Raw genomic sequence first — 18,678 nt, 5'->3', positions numbered from 1 at the left:
ACTACTCGATACCGTTCAGGCAGCACTCAGCTCTGAGGCGTAAGGACCCCAGTAGATCGGGTTTTGACCTGGCCGGTACCCTTCTCGGTTCCCGGCCAGGTAAGCCCGGTAAACTAATGCATAGACAGGGTAGCGCGTATCCCCCTGGCCTTTAAGCCAGCTACAGCTACCGCCCATAGCAACCTGTGAAGGATTCATGGCAGTGGCCAACACTCACGAATCAAACCCTCTGCGCGATCCACGCGATCGCCGTCTGACCCGCGTCGCTGGCCCCAGTTCTCTGGTTTTCTTCGGCGTCACCGGTGACCTAGCACGCAAGAAACTGCTTCCAGCAGTGTATGACTTGGTCAACCGTGGCTTGTTACCGCCAAGCTTCGGTTTGGTGGGTTTTGGGCGTCGCGAATGGAGCCACGAGGATTTCCGTGATGAGGTTCGGAACCACGTCCAGGCTCATTCTCGTACGCCCTTCCGTGAGGATGTCTGGAACCAGTTTGCTGCCGGTATTCGTTTTGTGACCGGTACTTTTGACTCCGACGAGTCTTTTGAGAAGCTCAAGGCAACCCTTGCCGAGCTTGATAAAACCCGTGGTACTGGTGGTAACCATGCCTTCTACCTATCTATTCCGCCCAAGGATTTTGACCAGGTTCTCCAAAAATTGGCTGACCATGATTTAGCCAACCACAATCAGCATGAGGGCTGGCGCAGGGTCGTTATCGAGAAGCCATTTGGTCACAATCTGCAGAGCGCTCGTGAGCTCAACGCTATTGTCGAGCGCGTATTCCCTGCAGACTCTGTCTTCCGCATTGACCACTACCTAGGCAAGGAAACCGTTCAGAACATTCTGGCCATGCGCTTTGCTAACCAAATGTTTGAGCCCCTGTGGAACGCCAACAATGTGGATCATGTGCAGATCACAATGGCCGAGGATATCGGCATTGGAACCCGTGCTGGCTACTACGATGGGGTGGGTGCGGCCCGCGATGTAATCCAGAACCATCTGCTCCAGCTTCTGGCGCTGACCGCTATGGAAGAACCCGTCAGCTTTAACGCTGAGCACCTGCGGGCAGAGAAAGCTAAGGTTCTTGAGGCCGTTCAGGTGCCCCGGGATATCGAGCAGGCTTTTGCTATTGGCCAGTATGCGGCCGGCAACCAGGGTGGTGAAGAGGTCAACGGCTTCTTTGATGAGAATGATATCCCCGCGAATTCGCGTACCGAAACTTTTGCGGCCCTCAAACTCTTCATTAATACCCGCCGCTGGGCCGGTGTTCCTTTCTACCTGCGTGCGGGCAAGCGTCTGGGCCGCCGCGTCACCGAGATTGCGGTGGTCTTCAAAAAGTCCCCCAACCAGCTCTTTGGAGGTAGCTCCCACCTGGCAGGTCAGAACGCTATCGTGATTCGCGTCCAGCCTGATGAGGGTATGACCCTACGTTTCTCATCTAAGGTACCCGGCACCCAGATGGAGATTCGTGATGTGAACATGGACTTTGGGTATTCCCACTCCTTTACCGAAGAATCACCAGAGGCTTACGAGCGCCTGATTCTGGATGTACTACTCGGTGAGCCACCGCTCTTCCCCCGTCACGAGGAAGTTGAGCTGTCGTGGAAGATTCTTGACCCCTTTGAAGAGTACTGGGAAGAGCACCAGGTTAAGCCTGAGCCTTACGCCCCCGGTTCTTGGGGACCGGCTTCTGCCCACAGCATGCTTGAACGTGACGGTCGCACTTGGAGACGCCCATAATGAGAAAACTTAATGACACCACCGTTGGCGAAATCGCCAAGGAACTTGCCCGTCTGCGCAACGAAGAGGGCGCTACCACATCCTCTCGTGTACTGACCCTGGTGATTCTGGCTGAAAAGGGGCATTCGAAGACCGCTGTTGAGGCGGCACTCAAGGCTTCCTATGAGCATCCCTCCCGCATTATTGTTCATATTGACTACGGTCAGGATGCCCCTGATCAGCTCAATGCAAGCATCTACGTTGGTGGCGATGCCGGTGCCTCAGAGCTGATCATTCTACGCGGTTACGGTAGTGCGGCTGTGGCTACTGAATCTCTCATTTCCGGACTTCTACTGCCTGACTCCCCCATTGTTGCCTGGTGGCCGCATTCGGTTCCGGAGAACCCAGCGGAGCACTCTATCGGCCGGATTGCTCAGCGTCGTATCACCGATTCGGCTCGTGCTTACGACCCGCTAGGCGTGCTTGAAAAACTGGCCGACAGTTACAAGGACGGAGATACCGACCTGGCCTGGATTCGTCTAACGCTGTGGCGCATCCAAATTGCTGCTGTTCTTGATCAGCTCGGCCCCGCGCCCGTCAGCAAGGTGACCGTTTCAGGCTCGTCCCTGTCGCCCTCGGTCGTTCTGCTGGGTGCATGGTTGGGCACCCGACTGGGTGCGACGGTTCATCTGCGCACCACCGATGTTCAGCGTGGCCTCTACCGGGTGCAGCTTGAACGTGAAGATGGAAGGGTAACCATCCACCGCCCCGGCAGGAACATTGCCACAGTCTCTTCCCCCGGTACACCTGACCAGCAGATCTCTCTGCCGGTCCGGTCCCTGGCAGATTGCTTAGCTGAAGAACTGCGTCGCCTGGACCCCGATGAAGTTTACGGGGAGGTCTTGCAATCGGTTGTCCATGGTTGCAACATCGTGGTTGATATTAATGCGGAAGATACCGCAACCGAAGGCGCTGACTACACGGAGGTCTACGATGCCTAAACCCATTCTTGTTGCCCACACCGATAAGGCTCAGCTCCAGCTAGCTGGGGCAACCCGCATCATCAATGTTGCGGCGACCGCTGTGGCGGCTCAGGGCGTGGCCCATATTTCGCTCACAGGCGGTACTATGGGTATCGCTGTTCTCGCTGGTATCGCTTAGCACCCGCTAAGTTCTACCGTGGACTGGTCTAAGGTTCATTTCTGGTGGTCTGATGAGCGCTTTGTTGCCACCGGTCATGCTGACCGCAACGAGCAGCAGGCAGGCCATGCCCTGCTCACCTCTTTGGGCCTACCCACGGAGAACCTGCATATCATGGGGGCTTCTGACACCTTTGATTCGCCTGAGGCAGCGGCCCTTGCCTACACCGAAGAGTTGGCACGGTTTGCACCCGCTGGTGAGAGCTCCCCTCTCTTTAACCTCACCCTACTGGGTATGGGGCCTGATGGGCATATTGCTTCGCTCTTCCCCGACCGAACCGAGATCCTGGACGCTGAGGGAGTTGCTATCGCGGTTCATAACTCCCCTAAGCCGCCACCCACGCGTGTGAGCCTGACCCTGCCGGTCATTAACTACTCAGAGCGTATCTGGTTCCTTATTGCTGGTAGCGATAAGGCAGATGCAACGGCTCGGCTGAGGGCTGCTAGCCAGCTAGCAGAAAGCGAGCTCACCGCCAAGATTCTCACAGCGACTCCCGCCGCAGGTGCCCGAGGTCTGCTTGAAACACTGATTCTGGTAACAGAAGATGCTCTGGCATCAAACGCCAATTGAGCTTGATGAACAGCGGCCGCTGCTTTACCCCCTGGCCGCTGTTCTTTAGCTGTAATAGGCAGAGAGCATGAAAAAGCCCGATAGTTCTGTGAACTATCGGGCATTTTATATAAGTCTTTTTAGATAACCGCCACGGTCTCAAAACGGAGTACCAGGGCGTAGCCGATAATGGCAAATACCCAGAGGAGGATAACGGTTACGGTAAGTCGGATAAGGTTTTTAGAGGCCATACCCGAGGAGTTCAGGGAGGTTGTCATACCGCCACCGAACATATCTGAAAGGCCACCGCCCTTGCCGCGGTTGAGCAAAACCAGGAGCACGGTGAGGACGCTGGTTATAGCAATAACCACCATCAGGGCAATCTTTAGGGTTTCCACGCAGAACCTTTCACATGAACAGAGAAGGTGGCGTTCTCAAGCCACCCCAAAAACTATACGCTCTTTAGGCTGTAAAAGCACGGCTAACACCGCTGAGCTTCATGCTCTATGCCCCTAGCCCGGCAGACCGATTCATAGCTGAACCGGCTACCGGGCTACAGGAACCCTTAGGTTTAGGAGTTGAAGCGAGCAATGTTAGCGAACTCGGTAGCGTCCAGTGAGGCACCGCCTACCAGTACGCCGTCCACATCTGCTTCTGCCATGATTTCAGGTGCGCTAGCAGCCTTGACCGAGCCACCGTAGAGCACGCGCACCTTGTCTGCAATCTCAGCTGAGTAGAGCTTAGTTAGCTCAGCGCGGATAGCGGCACTCATTTCCTGAGCGTCAGCTGCGGTTGCAACCTTGCCGGTGCCAATTGCCCAGACAGGCTCGTAGGCAACGACCAGGGTTTCAGCCTGTTCTGCGGTCAGGCCTTCGATAGAGCCACGGAGCTGTTCCAGCGTAAATTCGACGTGCTCGCCGGCTTCGCGCTTGTCCAGGCCTTCGCCTACGCACAATACGGGAACCAGGTCGTTGCGGTATGCTGCCTGAATCTTAGCGGCACACACAGCATCGCTTTCACCGTGAATAGTGCGACGCTCTGAGTGGCCCACCAGAACGTAGCTTGCACCCAACTTGTTCAGGAATACGCCGGAGATATCGCCGGTGTAGGCGCCGGAATCCTGGTCGGAGAGGTCCTGTGCACCGTAGACAATCTCTAGCTTGTCACCGTCAACCAGGGTCTGTACTGAACGGATATCAGTGAAGGGAGGGAAAACAGCAACTTCAGCCTGACCATAATCAAAGTTGGTGTCATCCAGGGTCCATGCCAGTTTCTGGAGCAGGGTCACGCCTTCGGTGTGGTCCATGTTCATCTTCCAGTTGCCAGCGATAAGAGGCTTACGAGTCATGTGGCTCGTCCTTTCGTCAAAAATTAGTGTGCTTAGGCGTCGAGTGCTTAGGCGCCGAGTGCTTCGAGGCCGGGCAGGGTCTTACCTTCGATGTATTCGAGGGAAGCGCCACCACCGGTGGAGATGTGGCCAAACTGGTCGTCAGAGAAGCCCAGGTTACGCACAGCCGATGCGGAGTCGCCGCCACCGATGATGGAGAAAGCATCAGATTCAACCAGGGCCTCTGCAAGGGCCTTAGTACCGGCTGCGAAAGCTTCAATTTCGAAGACACCTACGGGGCCGTTCCAGAAGACTAGCTTGGCATCCTTGATCTTCTGCGCAAAGAGTTCACGGGTGGCGGGGCCAATGTCCAGGCCTTCTGCCTGGGCACCCAGCTTGCCACCTGTCAGATCTTCGATGGGGCGGATTTCAGAATTCGCATCGTTGGAGAAATCGTCTGCCCATACAATGTCGGAGGCGATAATGAGCTCGGTGCCCTTTTCGGGTGCTTCTTTCAGATAGCGCTTGCAGTTCTCAATCTGGTCCTCTTCAAGAAGTGACTGGCCTACTTCGTAGCCCAGTGCCTTGGCGAAGGTATAGCCCATGCCACCACCGATGAGCAGAGCATCAGCCTTACCGATCAGATTATCAATCACAGCGAGCTTGTCGGAGACCTTAGCGCCGCCCATAACAACGACAAAGGGGCGATCAGGGTTCTTGATGACCTTCTGCAGAACGTCAACTTCGGTCTTGACCAGGTCGCCCAGGTAAGCCGGAAGTACCTTAGCAATGTCGTAGACAGAGGCATGCTTGCGATGAACTGCCCCGAATGCGTCGTTGACGTAGGCACCATTTTCACCGGTCAGAGCTGCAAGTTCAGCAGCAAACTCGGCGCGCTCAGCGTCGTCCTTGGAGGTTTCGCGCGCATCATAGCGGACGTTTTCGAGAACCAGCAGTTCGCCGTCCTTGAGAGCTTCAGCCTTGGCCTTGGCATCCTCACCGACCAGGTCAGCAGCAATTACAACGGGAAAGTCTGCGAGCTCAGCAAGACGCTCAGCGGCAGGCTTGATGGAGTACTGGGGGTCAACCTGACCCTTGGGGCGACCGAGGTGAGCGGTCACAATAACGCGGGCACCAGCATCGGTCAGCTTCTTCAGGACGGGCAAGGAAGCACGGACGCGGCCGTCATCGGTGACCACACCGTCCTTGAGGGGAACATTCAGGTCTGAACGGACCAGGACGCGGCGACCAGCAAGGCCGCTTTCGATAAGCTCTGCAAGAGTTTTTGCCATGGGACTTCTCATCTCCATACGGTGAGGTTGATATAGGTAGGCTCCCCCGGTTGAGGAACCCAGATATGAGGACGGGTTAGCCAACTGCGCTTTATGCGTGCGCCAGTTCGCTAACCCTGTCTCTCATTGGTGTCTCATATAAGACGGTGGTCTATCAGCTTAGAGGGCTGCTACAACCTTGTTGGTGAACATGACCAGACGTGACACGTAGCCGTATTCGTTATCGTACCAGGCGATAACCTTGACCTGGTTGCCAATAACCTTGGTCAGGGGGGCATCGAATACGGTCGAAACGGGCTCGCCCTCGATGTCCTTGGAAACGATGGGCTCTTCGTTGTACTTGATGATGCCCTTGAGGTCGCCCTCAGCTGCTTCCTTGACGGCTGCGTTAACTTCTTCAACGGTTACTTCGCGTGAAGCGGTGAAGGTCAGGTCGGTGATGGAGCCGGTGGGGGTGGGAACGCGAACAGCGAAGCCGTCCAGCTTGCCCTTGAGTTCAGGAAGAACCAGGCCAACGGCTGCAGCGGCACCGGTGGAGGTGGGAACCATGTTCAGGGCTGCGGCGCGTGCACGGCGCAGGTCCTTGTGAGGAGCATCCTGCAGGCGCTGGTCAGCGGTGTATGCGTGGATGGTGGTCATGAGGCCCTTTTCGATACCGAACTTATCGTTCAGTACCTTGGCCATGGGAGCCAGGCAGTTGGTGGTGCAAGATGCGTTTGAAACGATGTTCATGGTGGCTGAATCGTACTGGTCGTCGTTGACGCCCATGACGAAGGTGCCGTCAATGTTTTTGCCGGGTGCAGAGAGGATAACCTTCTTTGCACCAGCTTCCAGGTGAGCCTTAGCCTTCTCGCCATCGGTAAAGAAACCGGTGGACTCAAGAACAACGTCTACGCCGAGGTCGCTCCAGGGAAGATCAGCAGGGTTACGCTCTGCCAGAACCTTGATTTCGGTGCCATTGACGACCAGGCCGTTTTCGGAGACAGCTACTTCACCGTCGAAACGACCCATGATTGAGTCGTACTTGAGAAGGTGAGCAAGGGTATTTATGTCGGTCAGATCGTTGATAGCAACGATCTCAAAGCCCTCGCCATGCTGCTGGGCAGCGCGGAAGAAGGTGCGGCCGATGCGGCCAAAGCCGTTAATTGCTACGCGTACAGTCACTGAAATCAAACTCCTAGATACAGTTAGTGACAAGGTGGACGAGACTCCCTCTGAAGGGCGTATCGTTGCCGAACTCGGGAACTTTAGTTCCTGTCAGCTCGGCAGCCGAGCTCTCGTCCGGTTCGTTTTCTATCATACCCTGTTTATGTGAGTTTTGGTGTGTTTCTGTCGTATTTAAAGGTGGATTTAAGTGTGTTTCACTCATTGTTCACTCAGTTTTCCCCACCGAATGTGGCTCCCACCCCTTAAATTCATGATAAATGCCACCCAGTAAAGGGCAAACCAACAAAAACCCACATCGATTATCTGAAGACAAGCTGGGTTCTTGATTGGCCAAGGTTAGAGGTTACTATCTGCACGTTGAGCACATGACCAGCAGTGAACCGCTCAAGATGCAGAAGAGCCGTCCTCACCCGCAAGTAAGGACGGCTCACCACACTCAAAAAAGTAAGAAACTACTGGTGCTGACCGTGTGCCCCCACCCCGGCTTCAGTACCGGGGATACCGCGTTCAGCAGCTCGCTTATCGGCCATGGCAATGAGACGACGGATTCGACCTGCGATAGCGTCCTTAGTCATAGGTGGGTCAGCCAGACGACCCAGCTCATCCAGTGAGGCCTGCTTATGCGCTACACGTAACTCACCTGCATAGCGTAGATGGTCAGGAACTTTATCGCCCAAAATTTCAAGAGCACGTTCAACCCTGGCCCCGGCGGCAACAGCAGCCTGAGCTGAACGACGCAGGTTAGCGTCGTCGAAGTTAGCCAGACGGTTGGCAGTGGCACGCACTTCTTTACGGGCGCGACGCTCCCGCCAGTTATCCAGAGCATCAACAGCCCCCATACGCTCAAGGAGCAAGCTAATGGTCTCCCCATCACGCACTACAACGCGATCAACACCGCGCACTTCGCGGGCCTTAGCGATAACATCCAGACGACGAGCCGCCCCCACCAAGGCCAGCGCGGCCTCAGGACCGGGGCAGGTAAATTCAAGAGCTGACGAGCGGCCCGGCTCAGTCAACGAACCGTGCGCTAAGAAGGCCCCGCGCATCACAGCCTCGGCGTCAGCCAAGGAACCGTTTACAACAGCCGGAGGTAGGCCCCTAACCGGGCGACCTCGCCCGTCAAGCAGACCGGTCTGACGAGCCAGAGCTTCGCCGCCTTGATCAACGCGAACCACGTAGCGACCACCGCGGCGCAGGCCGCCACCAGAGATAGAGGTAATAGATGCTTCATGCCCATACATCTCTGCGATGTTGTATCTGAGCCGCTCAGCAGTAGACTCCAAATCGACCTCGGCCTCAACCACAATTTTGCCCTGAACCAGGTGCAAGCCGTTGGTAAAACGCAAGATAGTGGCTACCTCAGCTTTACGCACAGATGAGCGGTTCGCTTCAAACTGTGCCAGCTCTTCCTTGACCGATGCCGTTAGGGCCATGCTGGTCTTCCTCCAAAAGTTTAACTGCTCAAGTCAGTAGGGTGTGCCGGGAGATCCCGACCTCAGTATTTGAAAACCTGCTTATAGGCCGCAGCCAATTTGAGGGGGTCATGGACCCCCGGCTGATCGGTTTCCGCCACCTCGACCCAAAGGACCTCGGCACCGAGCTGGCTAGCAACATTTTCAAAGATTTCTCGCTCCCCAGTGGCGGCAGGGTCAGCGATAACTGTATTAACCCTAATTTCTGGAACGTAATCACGCAAAACGAGAAGGTGGTCGGCGGCACTCATACCCTGCGTTTCTTTACCGTCCAGCTCCAAATTCATCACCAGGCAAATCTTGGCACTGGTATTGAGAATCGCTTCACGTAAACCGGGCAGTAAGAGGTGAGGCAGAAGGGAGGTAAAGAATGAACCAGGACCCAGAACTACCCAGTCAGCCTCATGAACCGCGCTGACTGCTTCGGGGCAGGGCTCAGCTTCCGCAGGAAGAAGACGAACTTTATCTACTCTACCGGCCTTAGCCAAAGTCGCCTGGCCCTGCACGGTATCGCGAAATTCCACGCCGCGCTCATTGGTGCTTACAATATCGCCCTCAATAACCAGAGGTGTCAGCGACATCGGCAGGACCCGCCCTCGTGCGTTGAGCAGGGCACCTGCCCAATCAAGACCGGCAACGCAGTCACCCAGCAGATCCCATAGAGCCACAATCAGCAGGTTACCCAAGGCATGGTTCTCCAGGGCAGTCGGCCGGGCATCGGTCCGTTGCGTGAAACGGTGCTGCATAACATCACGCCAGGTACGTCCCCAGTCAGTGTCATCGCACAGGGCAGACAGCGCCATACGCAGATCACCTGGAGGTAAAACATCAAGTTCATGGCGTAGCTTGCCGGAGGAACCCCCATCATCGGCAACCGTTACTACTGCGGTCAGAGCACTGGTAATCAATTTAAGGGCAGACAAGGATCCGTAGAGGCCGTGCCCCCCGCCCAGAGCTGTCACTCTGACCGGAAGAGGGTGCCCCTGATGAATAATTGGCAGGAGTCCCGTCTCGGGGAAACGGGGTGCGCGAAAAGTCTCAGGCATTATTCTCTACCCATGTCACGGTGATGAATCGAAATGTTTACATCGTCCATTTGGCGCAGTCGGCGGGCAACTTCTTCAGTTACAGCAACTGAGCGGTGCTTACCGCCGGTGCACCCAATAGCAAAGGTTGCATACAGTTTACCTTCCTTTCGGTAACCCGCAATGACCGGCTGAAGCGCTTGAATGTAATGCGAGATAAATTCTTCGGTACCCTCATGAGAAAAGACGTAATCTCGGACCCCAGCGTCCTGACCGGTCTGGGCTCGCAACTCAGGAACCCAGTGAGGATTCGGAATGAACCGCATGTCAGCCATGTAGTGGACATCGGAGGGGGTGCCGTATTTAAAGCCAAAACTCATCACGGTAATGTTCACAATGCGCTCCTTACCTGGAGCATAGGTTTCACGCACTTTCTTAGCCAGCTGGTGAACATTCATCCCCGTGGTGTCAATGATGTAATCCGCGCTCTCTTTGAGTTCAGCAAAAAGCTTGCGTTCTTCGGAAATCGCTTCTGCCACCAAACCGCCCTTCTGAAGGGGGTGCGGGCGCCGCTGAGCCTCATAGCGGGCGATAATATCCTTATCCGCTGCGTCCATGAAAAGCATGGAGAAATCAACGTCAAGGCCCCTTAGGTTATTGATAGCCTCAGGCAAATCTTGCAAAAGACGACGCGCACGAACATCAATCCCAACCGCCACTTTAGGCATGGTTGCAGGAGAGTCTTTAACAAGTTGAGCAAGGTTGCTGAACATCTGAGGTGGAATGTTATCCACCACGTACCATCCCTCATCTTCGAGGGTGTTGGCTGCGGTGCTGCGGCCTGCACCAGAAATACCGGTGATGACCAAGATTTGCGGTTTGACGCCAGATACAAGGGGGTCAGATGACATGTGAGGGGTCTCTCGCTTCTCCAAATTGAACCAATGTTAGTTATAGCCTAGCGCACATACACCCCATAAAAGCCCGCAAAATGCAGGCAATATGCCCAAGATATGTCCCCCAAAAAGTATTTATGGCCGGGTGTCCTCAGACAAGAAATGACGGTGGATTTTTTGGGCCATAGAGGGGCCAATTCCGGGGACTTTCTGCAGTTCTTCAATATCCGCAGCTGAGAGCTGTTTGAGAGAACCAAAATGCTTGATTAAGGCCTCCCGCTTAGCTGGCCCCAGCCCATCAATAGTGTCCAAGGCAGATTTGACCATTTCACGGCCGCGCTTGGTTCGGTGGAAAGTAATGGCAAACCGGTGGGCTTCATCGCGGATCCGCTGAATCAGGTAGAGCGCATCGGAAGTTCTCGGCAAGATAAGGGGGAAATGATCGCCCGGTAGCCACAGCTCTTCCAAGCGTTTAGCAATACCCACCACAAAGATATCGGAAATTCCAAGGTCTTCTAGCGCGCGCGATGCAGCAGCAACCTGAGGTTGGCCACCGTCTACGACCACAAGGTTGGGCGGATATGCAAAAGCGGCAGGTTGCTTCTCACCTCTGTCTCTTATCTCACCGGACACCGGAGAACGAACACCGGCAGCCTCATCAGAGAGGTAACGGCGAAAACGGCGGTAAATGACATCATACATACTAGCCGTATCGTCCCGCGCAGCATCACCGGTGACCGAGAACTTGCGGTAGTCGCTTTTCTTGGGCAATCCGTCCTCAAAAACCACCATGGATGCCACCACGTTGGTGCCCTGGGTATGCGAAATGTCGTAGCACTCAATCCGCATGAGAGGTTCGGGGAGTTCCAGGGTCTCCTGGAGCTCAACCAGTGATGCTGACCGGGTAGTAATGTCCCCGGCTCGTCTGGTCTTATGGAGCGCTAAAGCCTGCCGGGCGTTCTCCCTCACCGTATCCATGAGCTCTACCCGGTCACCGCGCTGAGGAACACTGATAGAAACTTTGGCACCCCGAACACCGCTAAGCCACTCTTCGAGCCGCTCCTGATTCTCAGGAAGCACAGGAACATTAATCTGGCGGGGTATCTCGTTAAGATTATGGTTAATCTCCTCTTCGGTGGTGCCTGCCGCCAGACTTGCTGCTGACTCACCGTAGACCTGCACGAGAAGCTGATCCATGAGCGCCTGCGGGCTTGAGTCTTCCACCTTTTCGACGATCCAGCCGCGTTGGCCTCGGATGCGGCCACTGCGTACATAAAAGACCTGAATGGCAGCTTCAAGATCATCTTCTACAAAGTTAAAGATATCGGCGTTGACCGAATCGGGCAGAACCACCGCATTAGGTTCAAAAGCCTTAGTGAGAGCTTGGATATCATCCCGTAGCAGAGCAGCCTTTTCAAAATCAAAGTCGGCTGCTGCCTGCTTCATCTGGGCTGTCAGCTCAGCTATATATTTTTCAGCACCACCGGCCATAAAGGAACAGAGCTGTTCAGCCAGGGCGGCGTGGTCTTCCCTGCTGATTTTTCCTACGCAGGGTGCAGAGCACTTGTCAATATAGCCCAGCAGACAGGGGCGATTCGATGCCTGAGCCCGGTTGAAAACTCCAGTGCTACAGGTCCGCACGGGGAATACACGCAAGAGAGCATCGAGAGTCTGACGGATAGCCCAGGCCTGTGAGTAGGGCCCGAAGTAGCGGACACCCTTCTTTTTCTCACCGCGCATCACCTGGGCCCGCGGGTAGCGGTCTTTGAGAGTAACTGCCAGGTAGGGATAGCTCTTATCATCGCGGAAGGCAATGTTGAACCGAGGCTTGAACTCTTTAATCCAGGTGTACTCAAGCTGGAGAGATTCAAGCTCGCTACCTACAACCGTCCATTCCACTGACGCGGCGGTATGAACCATGGCATAGGTTTTAGGGCTCAGCGAATCGACCTTAGCGAAGTATGAATTCAGTCGGTTACGCAGGTTTTTAGCTTTACCCACATAGATAATGCGGCCGTACTCGTCCCTGAACCTGTAGACACCGGGTTGGGTAGGGATTTCTCCCGGTGCCGGACGGTAAGAGGCAGGACTAGCCAAGAAAAACTTCTTTCTACTGGTTACAGACTGCCGGAATCTCGTTCGGCAGACGGTGAGACGTTGTACTCGTTTTTGCGGGCCTGACCAGAGAGCTGGGCGATAGCGTCCATGATGGTATCGGTCGTTTCACGGCGCTGGCGGCCACTCATCTTCTCCCCCAGCTTCTCAAAAATGAGTGGTTCACCCACACGAACCGTAAAACGGTGGGGGTAGACCATGTTAGAGCCAGGTTTCTGAATCTTATCGGTACCGATTAATCCCACAGGAACTACCCTTGCACCGGTCATGTGAGCCAGCCAGGCCACACCAATTTTTCCCTTGTAGAGGTAGCCATCTCGCGATCGAGTGCCTTCAGGGTAAATCCCAAAGACCTTGCCCTCTTCGAGCCTTTCGAGCGCTGTCTCAAGAGCCTTCATCGATTCTTTTTTGTCGGTGCGGTTGACCGGGATGATATCGATAACCTGGAAAAGTGTTTTCATGGCTCTGCCCTTAAAGCCGGGCGAGTTAACGTACTCAGCTTTAGCTAAGAAAGCTACACGCCTGGGCATCAGGGCCGAGATAATCACTGAATCCAAGAAAGCAAGATGGTTGGATGCAAGGATGACCGGCCCTTGAGCAGGGAAGTTCTCCAGTCCAGTAACTCGGGCCCGAAAGACCGTACGCAGAATAGCCTCGATACTTTTCTGGGTTGCCTTGTACTTCAATGACATGGTGGCTCCTACAGCCTCATTTCCAGGGAAAATACGGCTTATTTGATTTTTCTGACCGGTTTTACCCTATTTAGCATACCCTCCGCGGTCTAGCTCAAAAGCATTTCTGCTAGGAAACGGCCCGTATGTGACTCAGGGATGGCAGCGACCTGCTCAGGTGTGCCTGTTGCCAGGACAGTACCGCCACCATCGCCGCCTTCGGGGCCCATATCAATAATCCAGTCAGCACTCTTAATGACATCCAGATTGTGCTCAATAGTGATAACCGTGTTGCCCTTATCGACCAGCCCCTGCACAACACCTAACAGCTTGCGGATATCCTCAAAGTGTAGGCCAGTTGTGGGTTCATCCAAAACATAGATTGACCGACCATTAGAGCGCTTTTGGAGCTCGGTAGCTAGTTTGACGCGCTGGGCCTCACCACCGGAGAGGGTGGTAGCAGACTGCCCCAAACGTACATAACCCAGCCCCACATCGACCAGGGTGTTGAGGTAGCGAGAAATCTTACTGAAGGCCGAGAAGAAGTCGGCGGCTTCGGCAACCGGCATCTCTAAGACATCGGCAATAGTCTTACCCTTGTAATGGACCTCAAGAGTTTCACGGTTGTAGCGTTTACCCTTACAGACCTCGCAAGGTACGTAGACATCGGGCAGGAAGTTCATTTCAATTTTGAGAGTACCGTCACCGGAACAAGCTTCGCAGCGGCCTCCCTTGACGTTGAAGGAGAAACGGCCGGGCTGGTAGCCACGGATTTTTGCCTCGGTGGTTTCCGCGAAGAGTTTACGGATATGGTCAAAAACGCCGGTATAAGTTGCCGGGTTAGAACGCGGAGTACGACCAATGGGTGACTGATCCACATGGATGATTTTGTCCAGCTGGTCCACACCCTTGATGGTCTTGTGGCGACCGGGCACCTGCTTGGCACCGTTGAGCTGGTTTGCCAGAGCGGTGTAGAGAATGTCGTTGACCAGGGTAGATTTGCCCGAACCAGATACACCTGTAACGGCGGTCAGGACTCCCAGCGGGAACTCTACATCCACCTTCTTAAGGTTGTTCTCACGTGCTCCAATAACCTTAATAGTGCGTTTGGGGTCCACGGCACGGCGGGTTGTGGGAACCTCGATGGTGCGGCGGCCAGCCATGTAGTCACCGGTCACGGACTCTTTATTGTCAAGGAGCTCTGCAAACGTACCCGAGTGAACAATCTGACCACCGTGTTCACCGGCCCCCGGGCCAACGTCCACGATCCAGTCCGCTTCTTTCATAGTGTCTTCATCGTGTTCTACCACAATCAGAGTGTTGCCCATATCGCGGAGCTTTGTCAGGGTTTCAATCAGACGGCGGTTATCGCGCTGGTGCAGACCAATCGAGGGCTCATCAAGTACGTAGAGAACACCCACCAGACCAGAGCCAATCTGGGTTGCCAGGCGGATACGCTGAGCCTCACCGCCAGAAAGAGTGCCGGCTGAACGGGCCAGATTCAGGTAATCAAGCCCAACATCAAGCAGGAACTGGAGGCGCGCGTCGATTTCTTTAAGAACCAGCTCAGCGATCTGTGCTTCTCGGGCATTCAGCTTCAGGGATCGCATAAACTCTAGAGCCTCACGCATGGGCAACTGCGTGACCTCTGCGATGGACTTGCCCCCCACGGTGACCGCCAGGATGGTCGGGTTGAGACGGGCACCCTGGCAGGCGGTACAAGCCACATTGCGCATGTACTGCTCGTAGCGGTCCTTGGACCAGTCAGATTCAGTTTCTTCGTGCTTGCGCTTAATGTAACCGACAACTCCCTCAAACCCTGAGGTGTAGCGGCGCTCCCGCCCGAAGCGGTTCTTGTAGGCTACCGTTACCTGGTAATCCTTGCCGTGGAGGATCGCCTTCCTAGCCTTTGCTGGCAGATCCTTCCAGGGCGTAGCCAGATCAAAATTGAGCTCTTGGCCCAAGCCCGCAAGCAGGCGGAGCCAATACTCAGTGGTTGATTTGCCCTGCGACCAGGGTGCAATTGCTCCCTCAGCCAGTGAGAGCTCCGGGTTGGGGATAAGCAGGTCTTCATCGACTTGGAGCTTGGAGCCGATACCGTCACAGCCCTGACAGGCACCAAAGGGTGAGTTGAAAGAGAAAGCGCGGGGCTCCACCTCAGTCACAGAAAGAGCATGCCCGTTAGGACAGGCCAGGTTCTCACTAAAAGACCGGGTACGGCTTGCTGAGTCTTCATCCTCATCCACAAAATCGATCAGGACTTTCCCATCAGCCAAACCAAGCGCAGTTTCAATGGAATCCGTGAGACGCTGGTGGACGCTCTCCTTGATAGCTATGCGGTCTACAACCACCTCAATAGTGTGTTTGTACTGTTTTTCAAGCTGAGGAGGGTCTTGCAGTTGAATAGTTAGCCCATCCACTCGGGCACGAGCGTAACCGGCGTTGGATAGCTCTTTGAAAAGATCGACGAATTCACCCTTGCGCGCTGAGACAACAGGAGCCAAAACCTGTAGACGGGTCTTCTCGGGGTAGCCCATCAGTACATCCACAATCTGCTGGGGCGACTGCTTGGAGATTTCTTCGCCGCAGTCAGGGCAGTGCGGGTGGCCCACGCGTGCCCACAGCAGACGCATGTAGTCGTAGATCTCAGTGATAGTACCCACCGTTGAGCGAGGGTTCTTAGAGGTAGATTTCTGGTCAATAGACACAGCTGGCGAAAGACCCTCAATAAAGTCAACATCCGGTTTATCCACCTGCCCCAGGAACATGCGGGCGTAAGAGGAGAGTGACTCGACGTAGCGACGCTGTCCCTCAGCAAAGATGGTGTCAAAAGCCAGAGATGATTTACCTGAACCCGAGAGGCCGGTAAACACCACCATGGCATCGCGGGGAATATCTAGGTCAACGTTTTTAAGGTTGTTTTCACGGGCACCCTGCACGCGGATGTGCGTGAGGTCGCTGGCCATGGGGCGAGAGGCTAAGCCTGCCATACGATTACCTATCTTCAGGAAAGTCTTTTCGAAGATATATTCTAAACTATGCAGTAAAGTTTTGGGCAGACCGCGCCCAGGGTACTTGGATGTTAGGCTACCGGCTGAAAGTAGTTAGCTAGCGTGACGGTCTAAAGGTTCTTGTCTGGAATCAGCTCATCTGCACGGTCAAAGACCGCCGTGATACCGGGGTAGCTGAGGTGCCCGGAATGAGCCGCAAAAGAGCCTATACCTGATGCCCCTCGGATCAGCTCCACCTTGCGCAATATTTCAAGCTCCACAACCACTTCACGAGCGAGGGGGCGGGCCCTAGAATCACTAGTATGACAGAAACCGGAACTCTCCATGCCTCTACCCCACTGATAACCATCCGTAGCATAGCTGTCTCTGAGATGAACAACAAGGTTTACCTGCTCACCCATAAGCAAAGCGGGGCCCAGATTCTCATTGATGCCGCAGATGATTTTCCCGCTATCCAAAAGTTCACTGAGACCGCACTCGCCACTGACTCCTCCGCCCAAGTTGGTCAGCCCGGCTCCGGAGTCCTTGCGCTAATTACCACACATTCCCACTGGGACCATATCCGGGCTTTGCCTGATGCAGTTGCCGGGTGGTCACCCGCCACCTACTGCGGTTCGGCCGATGCCGATGCTATTGCGGAACAGGAAGGTACACGTATTGAGCATCTGCTCAACGGCGGGGAAAACCTCAATCTAGCAGGTATTGAGCTTGAAGTCATCAGCCTGCGCGGGCATACTCCCGGGTCGATTGCTCTTGCCTATCGGGACCCCAGCGGAGGGCAGCCCGTCCTCCTATTCACCGGTGACTCCCTCTTCCCCGGTGGGGTAGGCAAGACCCGGGCTCCGGAAGATTTCGCCCAGCTCTTGGCCGATGTTTCAGCGCGTATCTTCTCCCAATATGACGATGCCACGGTCGTTCTACCCGGCCACGGGGACACCACCACACTGGGTGCTGAGCGGCCTCATCTGCCCGAATGGAAAGAAAGAGGCTGGTAAGCGCAGGGCTAGCTGAAATCTTAAAACAACTGAACACCAGAGCCCTAAATTTTTATTGTGTTCGGCTTCACCAGCTGTTAGCATAAAACCGACATTTGGTTTGGGGTGCCGCTGGCAGCAGAAGCGGCTGAGATTAGACCCACAGAACCTGCTCTAGTTAGAACTAGCGAAGGGAAACCCATGCGCCGCCCTCTGCCTGCGCCTCTTGCTCATAGCACTTCCGCTCTCGAAACGTCAGTACCCAACGTGCTCTCTATCGCGGGGACGGACCCCAGCGGAGGGGCCGGCGCGCAGGCTGACCTCAAATCAATTGCGGCAGCAGGCGGTTACGGCATGAACGCGGTCACGGCCCTTGTCGCCCAAAACACTCAGGGCGTCAGCGCTGTCGAGGTTCCGCCCGCTGACTTTCTGCGAGCGCAACTCGATGCCGTCAGCGAGGACGTTCGCATTGATGCAGTCAAAATTGGCATGCTAGGCTCTGCTGACATCATCGACACTGTAGCCGCATGGCTCGATAGCAACCCACAGCAGCTTGTTGTGCTTGACCCTGTCATGGTCGCAACCAGCGGGGACCGTCTGCTGGAAACCGAGGCGGAGGATGCCCTACGCCGATTCCTAAAGTACGCCACGGTTATCACCCCCAATATCCCAGAGCTAGCCATTCTGGCCGAAGACTCAGAGCCAGATACCTGGGACTCTGCCTGTGCTCTCGCCCAGGTAGTCGCCGAACGCTACCAGGTCGCAGTTATCGTTAAGAGTGGGCACCTACCGGGTGACCAAGCGGGCAACGCAGTGGTCACTACCCAAGGAACCACAGCCGTCTTCAGACAAAAGAAAATAGATACCTCCAATACCCACGGCACCGGGTGCAGCCTTTCTGCTGCGCTCGCTACACGACTGGCAACAGGAGCAAGCCTTGAAGCAGCCCTGGAATGGACTTCAACCTGGCTTCATGGAGCAATCTCAACCAGTCACCACCTCAGCGTGGGGCAAGGGCACGGACCGATCAACCACTTCTGGCGGCTCTGGGAACAATCACGGGTAGCGGATGCGACGCCGGTAAAACTCGGAGACTTCGAAGCGACCACTAGGCCGCCTCAGATATCAGCGGCGGGCCCGCAGACCAAACGGCTCTGGGAACTCACCGGCCAGATTTGGGACTCAATCTGTGAACTCCCCTTCGTCCAGCAGCTTGCATCCGGCACGCTGGCCACTGCAGACTTCACCTTCTACCAGGACCA

General features: G+C 55.2%; 17 protein-coding genes and 1 riboswitch. Of the genes, 6 read left to right on the top strand and 11 right to left on the bottom strand.

The genetic code is table 11. The annotated features are described in order from the left end of the window. The first annotated feature begins 196 nt into the window (after window positions 1-196). Genes zwf through pgl form a run of 4 tightly spaced genes read left to right on the top strand, consistent with a single transcriptional unit; the run spans window position 197 to window position 3,487 of the window. A complete protein-coding gene (gene zwf, locus ACN080_RS09865; protein WP_419113687.1) occupies window positions 197-1,738 on the top strand; it encodes a glucose-6-phosphate dehydrogenase in 1,542 nt (513 codons plus the stop codon). Continuing rightward, window positions 1,735-2,718, top strand: a complete 984-nt coding sequence (locus ACN080_RS09860; protein ID WP_419113688.1) for a glucose-6-phosphate dehydrogenase assembly protein OpcA — start codon at window positions 1,735-1,737, stop codon at window positions 2,716-2,718. Before zwf ends, ACN080_RS09860 begins: the two co-directional genes overlap by 4 nt. Next, window positions 2,711-2,878 (top strand): hypothetical protein, encoded by a 168-nt coding sequence (locus ACN080_RS09855; protein ID WP_419113686.1) that lies wholly within the window; start codon window positions 2,711-2,713, stop codon window positions 2,876-2,878. Before ACN080_RS09860 ends, ACN080_RS09855 begins: the two co-directional genes overlap by 8 nt. 18 nt (window positions 2,879-2,896) lie before the next feature. Then, window positions 2,897-3,487: a 6-phosphogluconolactonase gene (gene pgl, locus ACN080_RS09850; protein ID WP_419113685.1), complete on the top strand. Its 591-nt coding sequence runs from the start codon at window positions 2,897-2,899 to the stop codon at window positions 3,485-3,487. Between the two features lie 119 nt (window positions 3,488-3,606). On the opposite strand, the gene secG is transcribed toward pgl, so the two are convergent. The 11 genes from secG to ACN080_RS09795 all read right to left on the bottom strand — a co-directional run bounded on the left by secG (window position 3,607) and on the right by ACN080_RS09795 (window position 16,702). Then, entirely contained in the window at window positions 3,607-3,864 is a 258-nt protein-coding gene (gene secG / locus ACN080_RS09845; protein WP_419099771.1) for a preprotein translocase subunit SecG, read from the bottom strand. A 173-nt stretch (window positions 3,865-4,037) separates the two neighbouring features. Next, entirely contained in the window at window positions 4,038-4,814 is a 777-nt protein-coding gene (tpiA, locus tag ACN080_RS09840) for a triose-phosphate isomerase (RefSeq protein WP_419113684.1), read from the bottom strand. A 47-nt stretch (window positions 4,815-4,861) separates the two neighbouring features. Next, the gene (locus ACN080_RS09835; protein ID WP_419111936.1) at window positions 4,862-6,085 is read right to left on the bottom strand and encodes a phosphoglycerate kinase; all 1,224 of its coding nucleotides are present in this window, start codon (window positions 6,083-6,085) and stop codon (window positions 4,862-4,864) included. Window positions 6,086-6,244: 159 nt separating this feature from the next. Then, a complete protein-coding gene (gene gap, locus ACN080_RS09830; RefSeq protein ID WP_419099774.1) occupies window positions 6,245-7,249 on the bottom strand; it encodes a type I glyceraldehyde-3-phosphate dehydrogenase in 1,005 nt (334 codons plus the stop codon). Between the two features lie 455 nt (window positions 7,250-7,704). Next, on the bottom strand, window positions 7,705-8,685 hold the full coding sequence (gene whiA / locus ACN080_RS09825; protein WP_419099775.1) for a DNA-binding protein WhiA: 981 nt from the start codon (window positions 8,683-8,685) through the stop codon (window positions 7,705-7,707). 62 nt (window positions 8,686-8,747) lie between these two features. Beyond that, window positions 8,748-9,770: a gluconeogenesis factor YvcK family protein gene (locus tag ACN080_RS09820; protein WP_419113683.1), complete on the bottom strand. Its 1,023-nt coding sequence runs from the start codon at window positions 9,768-9,770 to the stop codon at window positions 8,748-8,750. Then, complete coding sequence (gene rapZ / locus ACN080_RS09815) at window positions 9,770-10,660, bottom strand: RNase adapter RapZ (protein WP_419099777.1); 891 nt, start codon at window positions 10,658-10,660, stop codon at window positions 9,770-9,772. The genes ACN080_RS09820 and rapZ overlap by 1 nt, the downstream gene beginning before the upstream one ends. A gap of 120 nt (window positions 10,661-10,780) precedes the next feature. Further along, window positions 10,781-12,742 carry an excinuclease ABC subunit UvrC gene (gene uvrC, locus ACN080_RS09810; protein WP_419105270.1) on the bottom strand — a complete coding sequence of 654 codons (1,962 nt, stop codon included), beginning with the start codon at window positions 12,740-12,742 and terminating at the stop codon, window positions 10,781-10,783. A gap of 20 nt (window positions 12,743-12,762) precedes the next feature. Next, window positions 12,763-13,452, bottom strand: coding sequence for a lysophospholipid acyltransferase family protein (locus ACN080_RS09805; protein ID WP_419099779.1), 690 nt, complete (start codon window positions 13,450-13,452; stop codon window positions 12,763-12,765). A gap of 89 nt (window positions 13,453-13,541) precedes the next feature. Continuing rightward, window positions 13,542-16,421, bottom strand: a complete 2,880-nt coding sequence (uvrA, locus tag ACN080_RS09800) for an excinuclease ABC subunit UvrA (protein WP_419113682.1) — start codon at window positions 16,419-16,421, stop codon at window positions 13,542-13,544. Window positions 16,422-16,552: 131 nt separating this feature from the next. After that, window positions 16,553-16,702 carry a hypothetical protein gene (locus tag ACN080_RS09795; protein WP_419113681.1) on the bottom strand — a complete coding sequence of 50 codons (150 nt, stop codon included), beginning with the start codon at window positions 16,700-16,702 and terminating at the stop codon, window positions 16,553-16,555. A gap of 42 nt (window positions 16,703-16,744) precedes the next feature. Between ACN080_RS09795 and ACN080_RS09790 the strand changes: the two genes are divergently transcribed. Together ACN080_RS09790 and thiD are read left to right on the top strand one after the other, a co-directional pair. Next, a complete protein-coding gene (locus ACN080_RS09790; protein ID WP_419113680.1) occupies window positions 16,745-17,437 on the top strand; it encodes an MBL fold metallo-hydrolase in 693 nt (230 codons plus the stop codon). A gap of 91 nt (window positions 17,438-17,528) precedes the next feature. Beyond that, a riboswitch (TPP riboswitch) is annotated at window positions 17,529-17,629 on the top strand. Further along, window positions 17,618-18,678 (top strand): bifunctional hydroxymethylpyrimidine kinase/phosphomethylpyrimidine kinase (gene thiD, locus ACN080_RS09785; RefSeq protein ID WP_419113679.1); only part of this gene is annotated, 1,061 nt, incomplete at its 3' end. (Overlaps the previous riboswitch by 12 nt.)

This window comes from Rothia sp. CCM 9416, assembly GCF_048513535.1.
Lineage (GTDB): Bacteria > Actinomycetota > Actinomycetes > Actinomycetales > Micrococcaceae > Rothia.
This window is presented reverse-complemented; position numbering and strand designations above follow the sequence as displayed.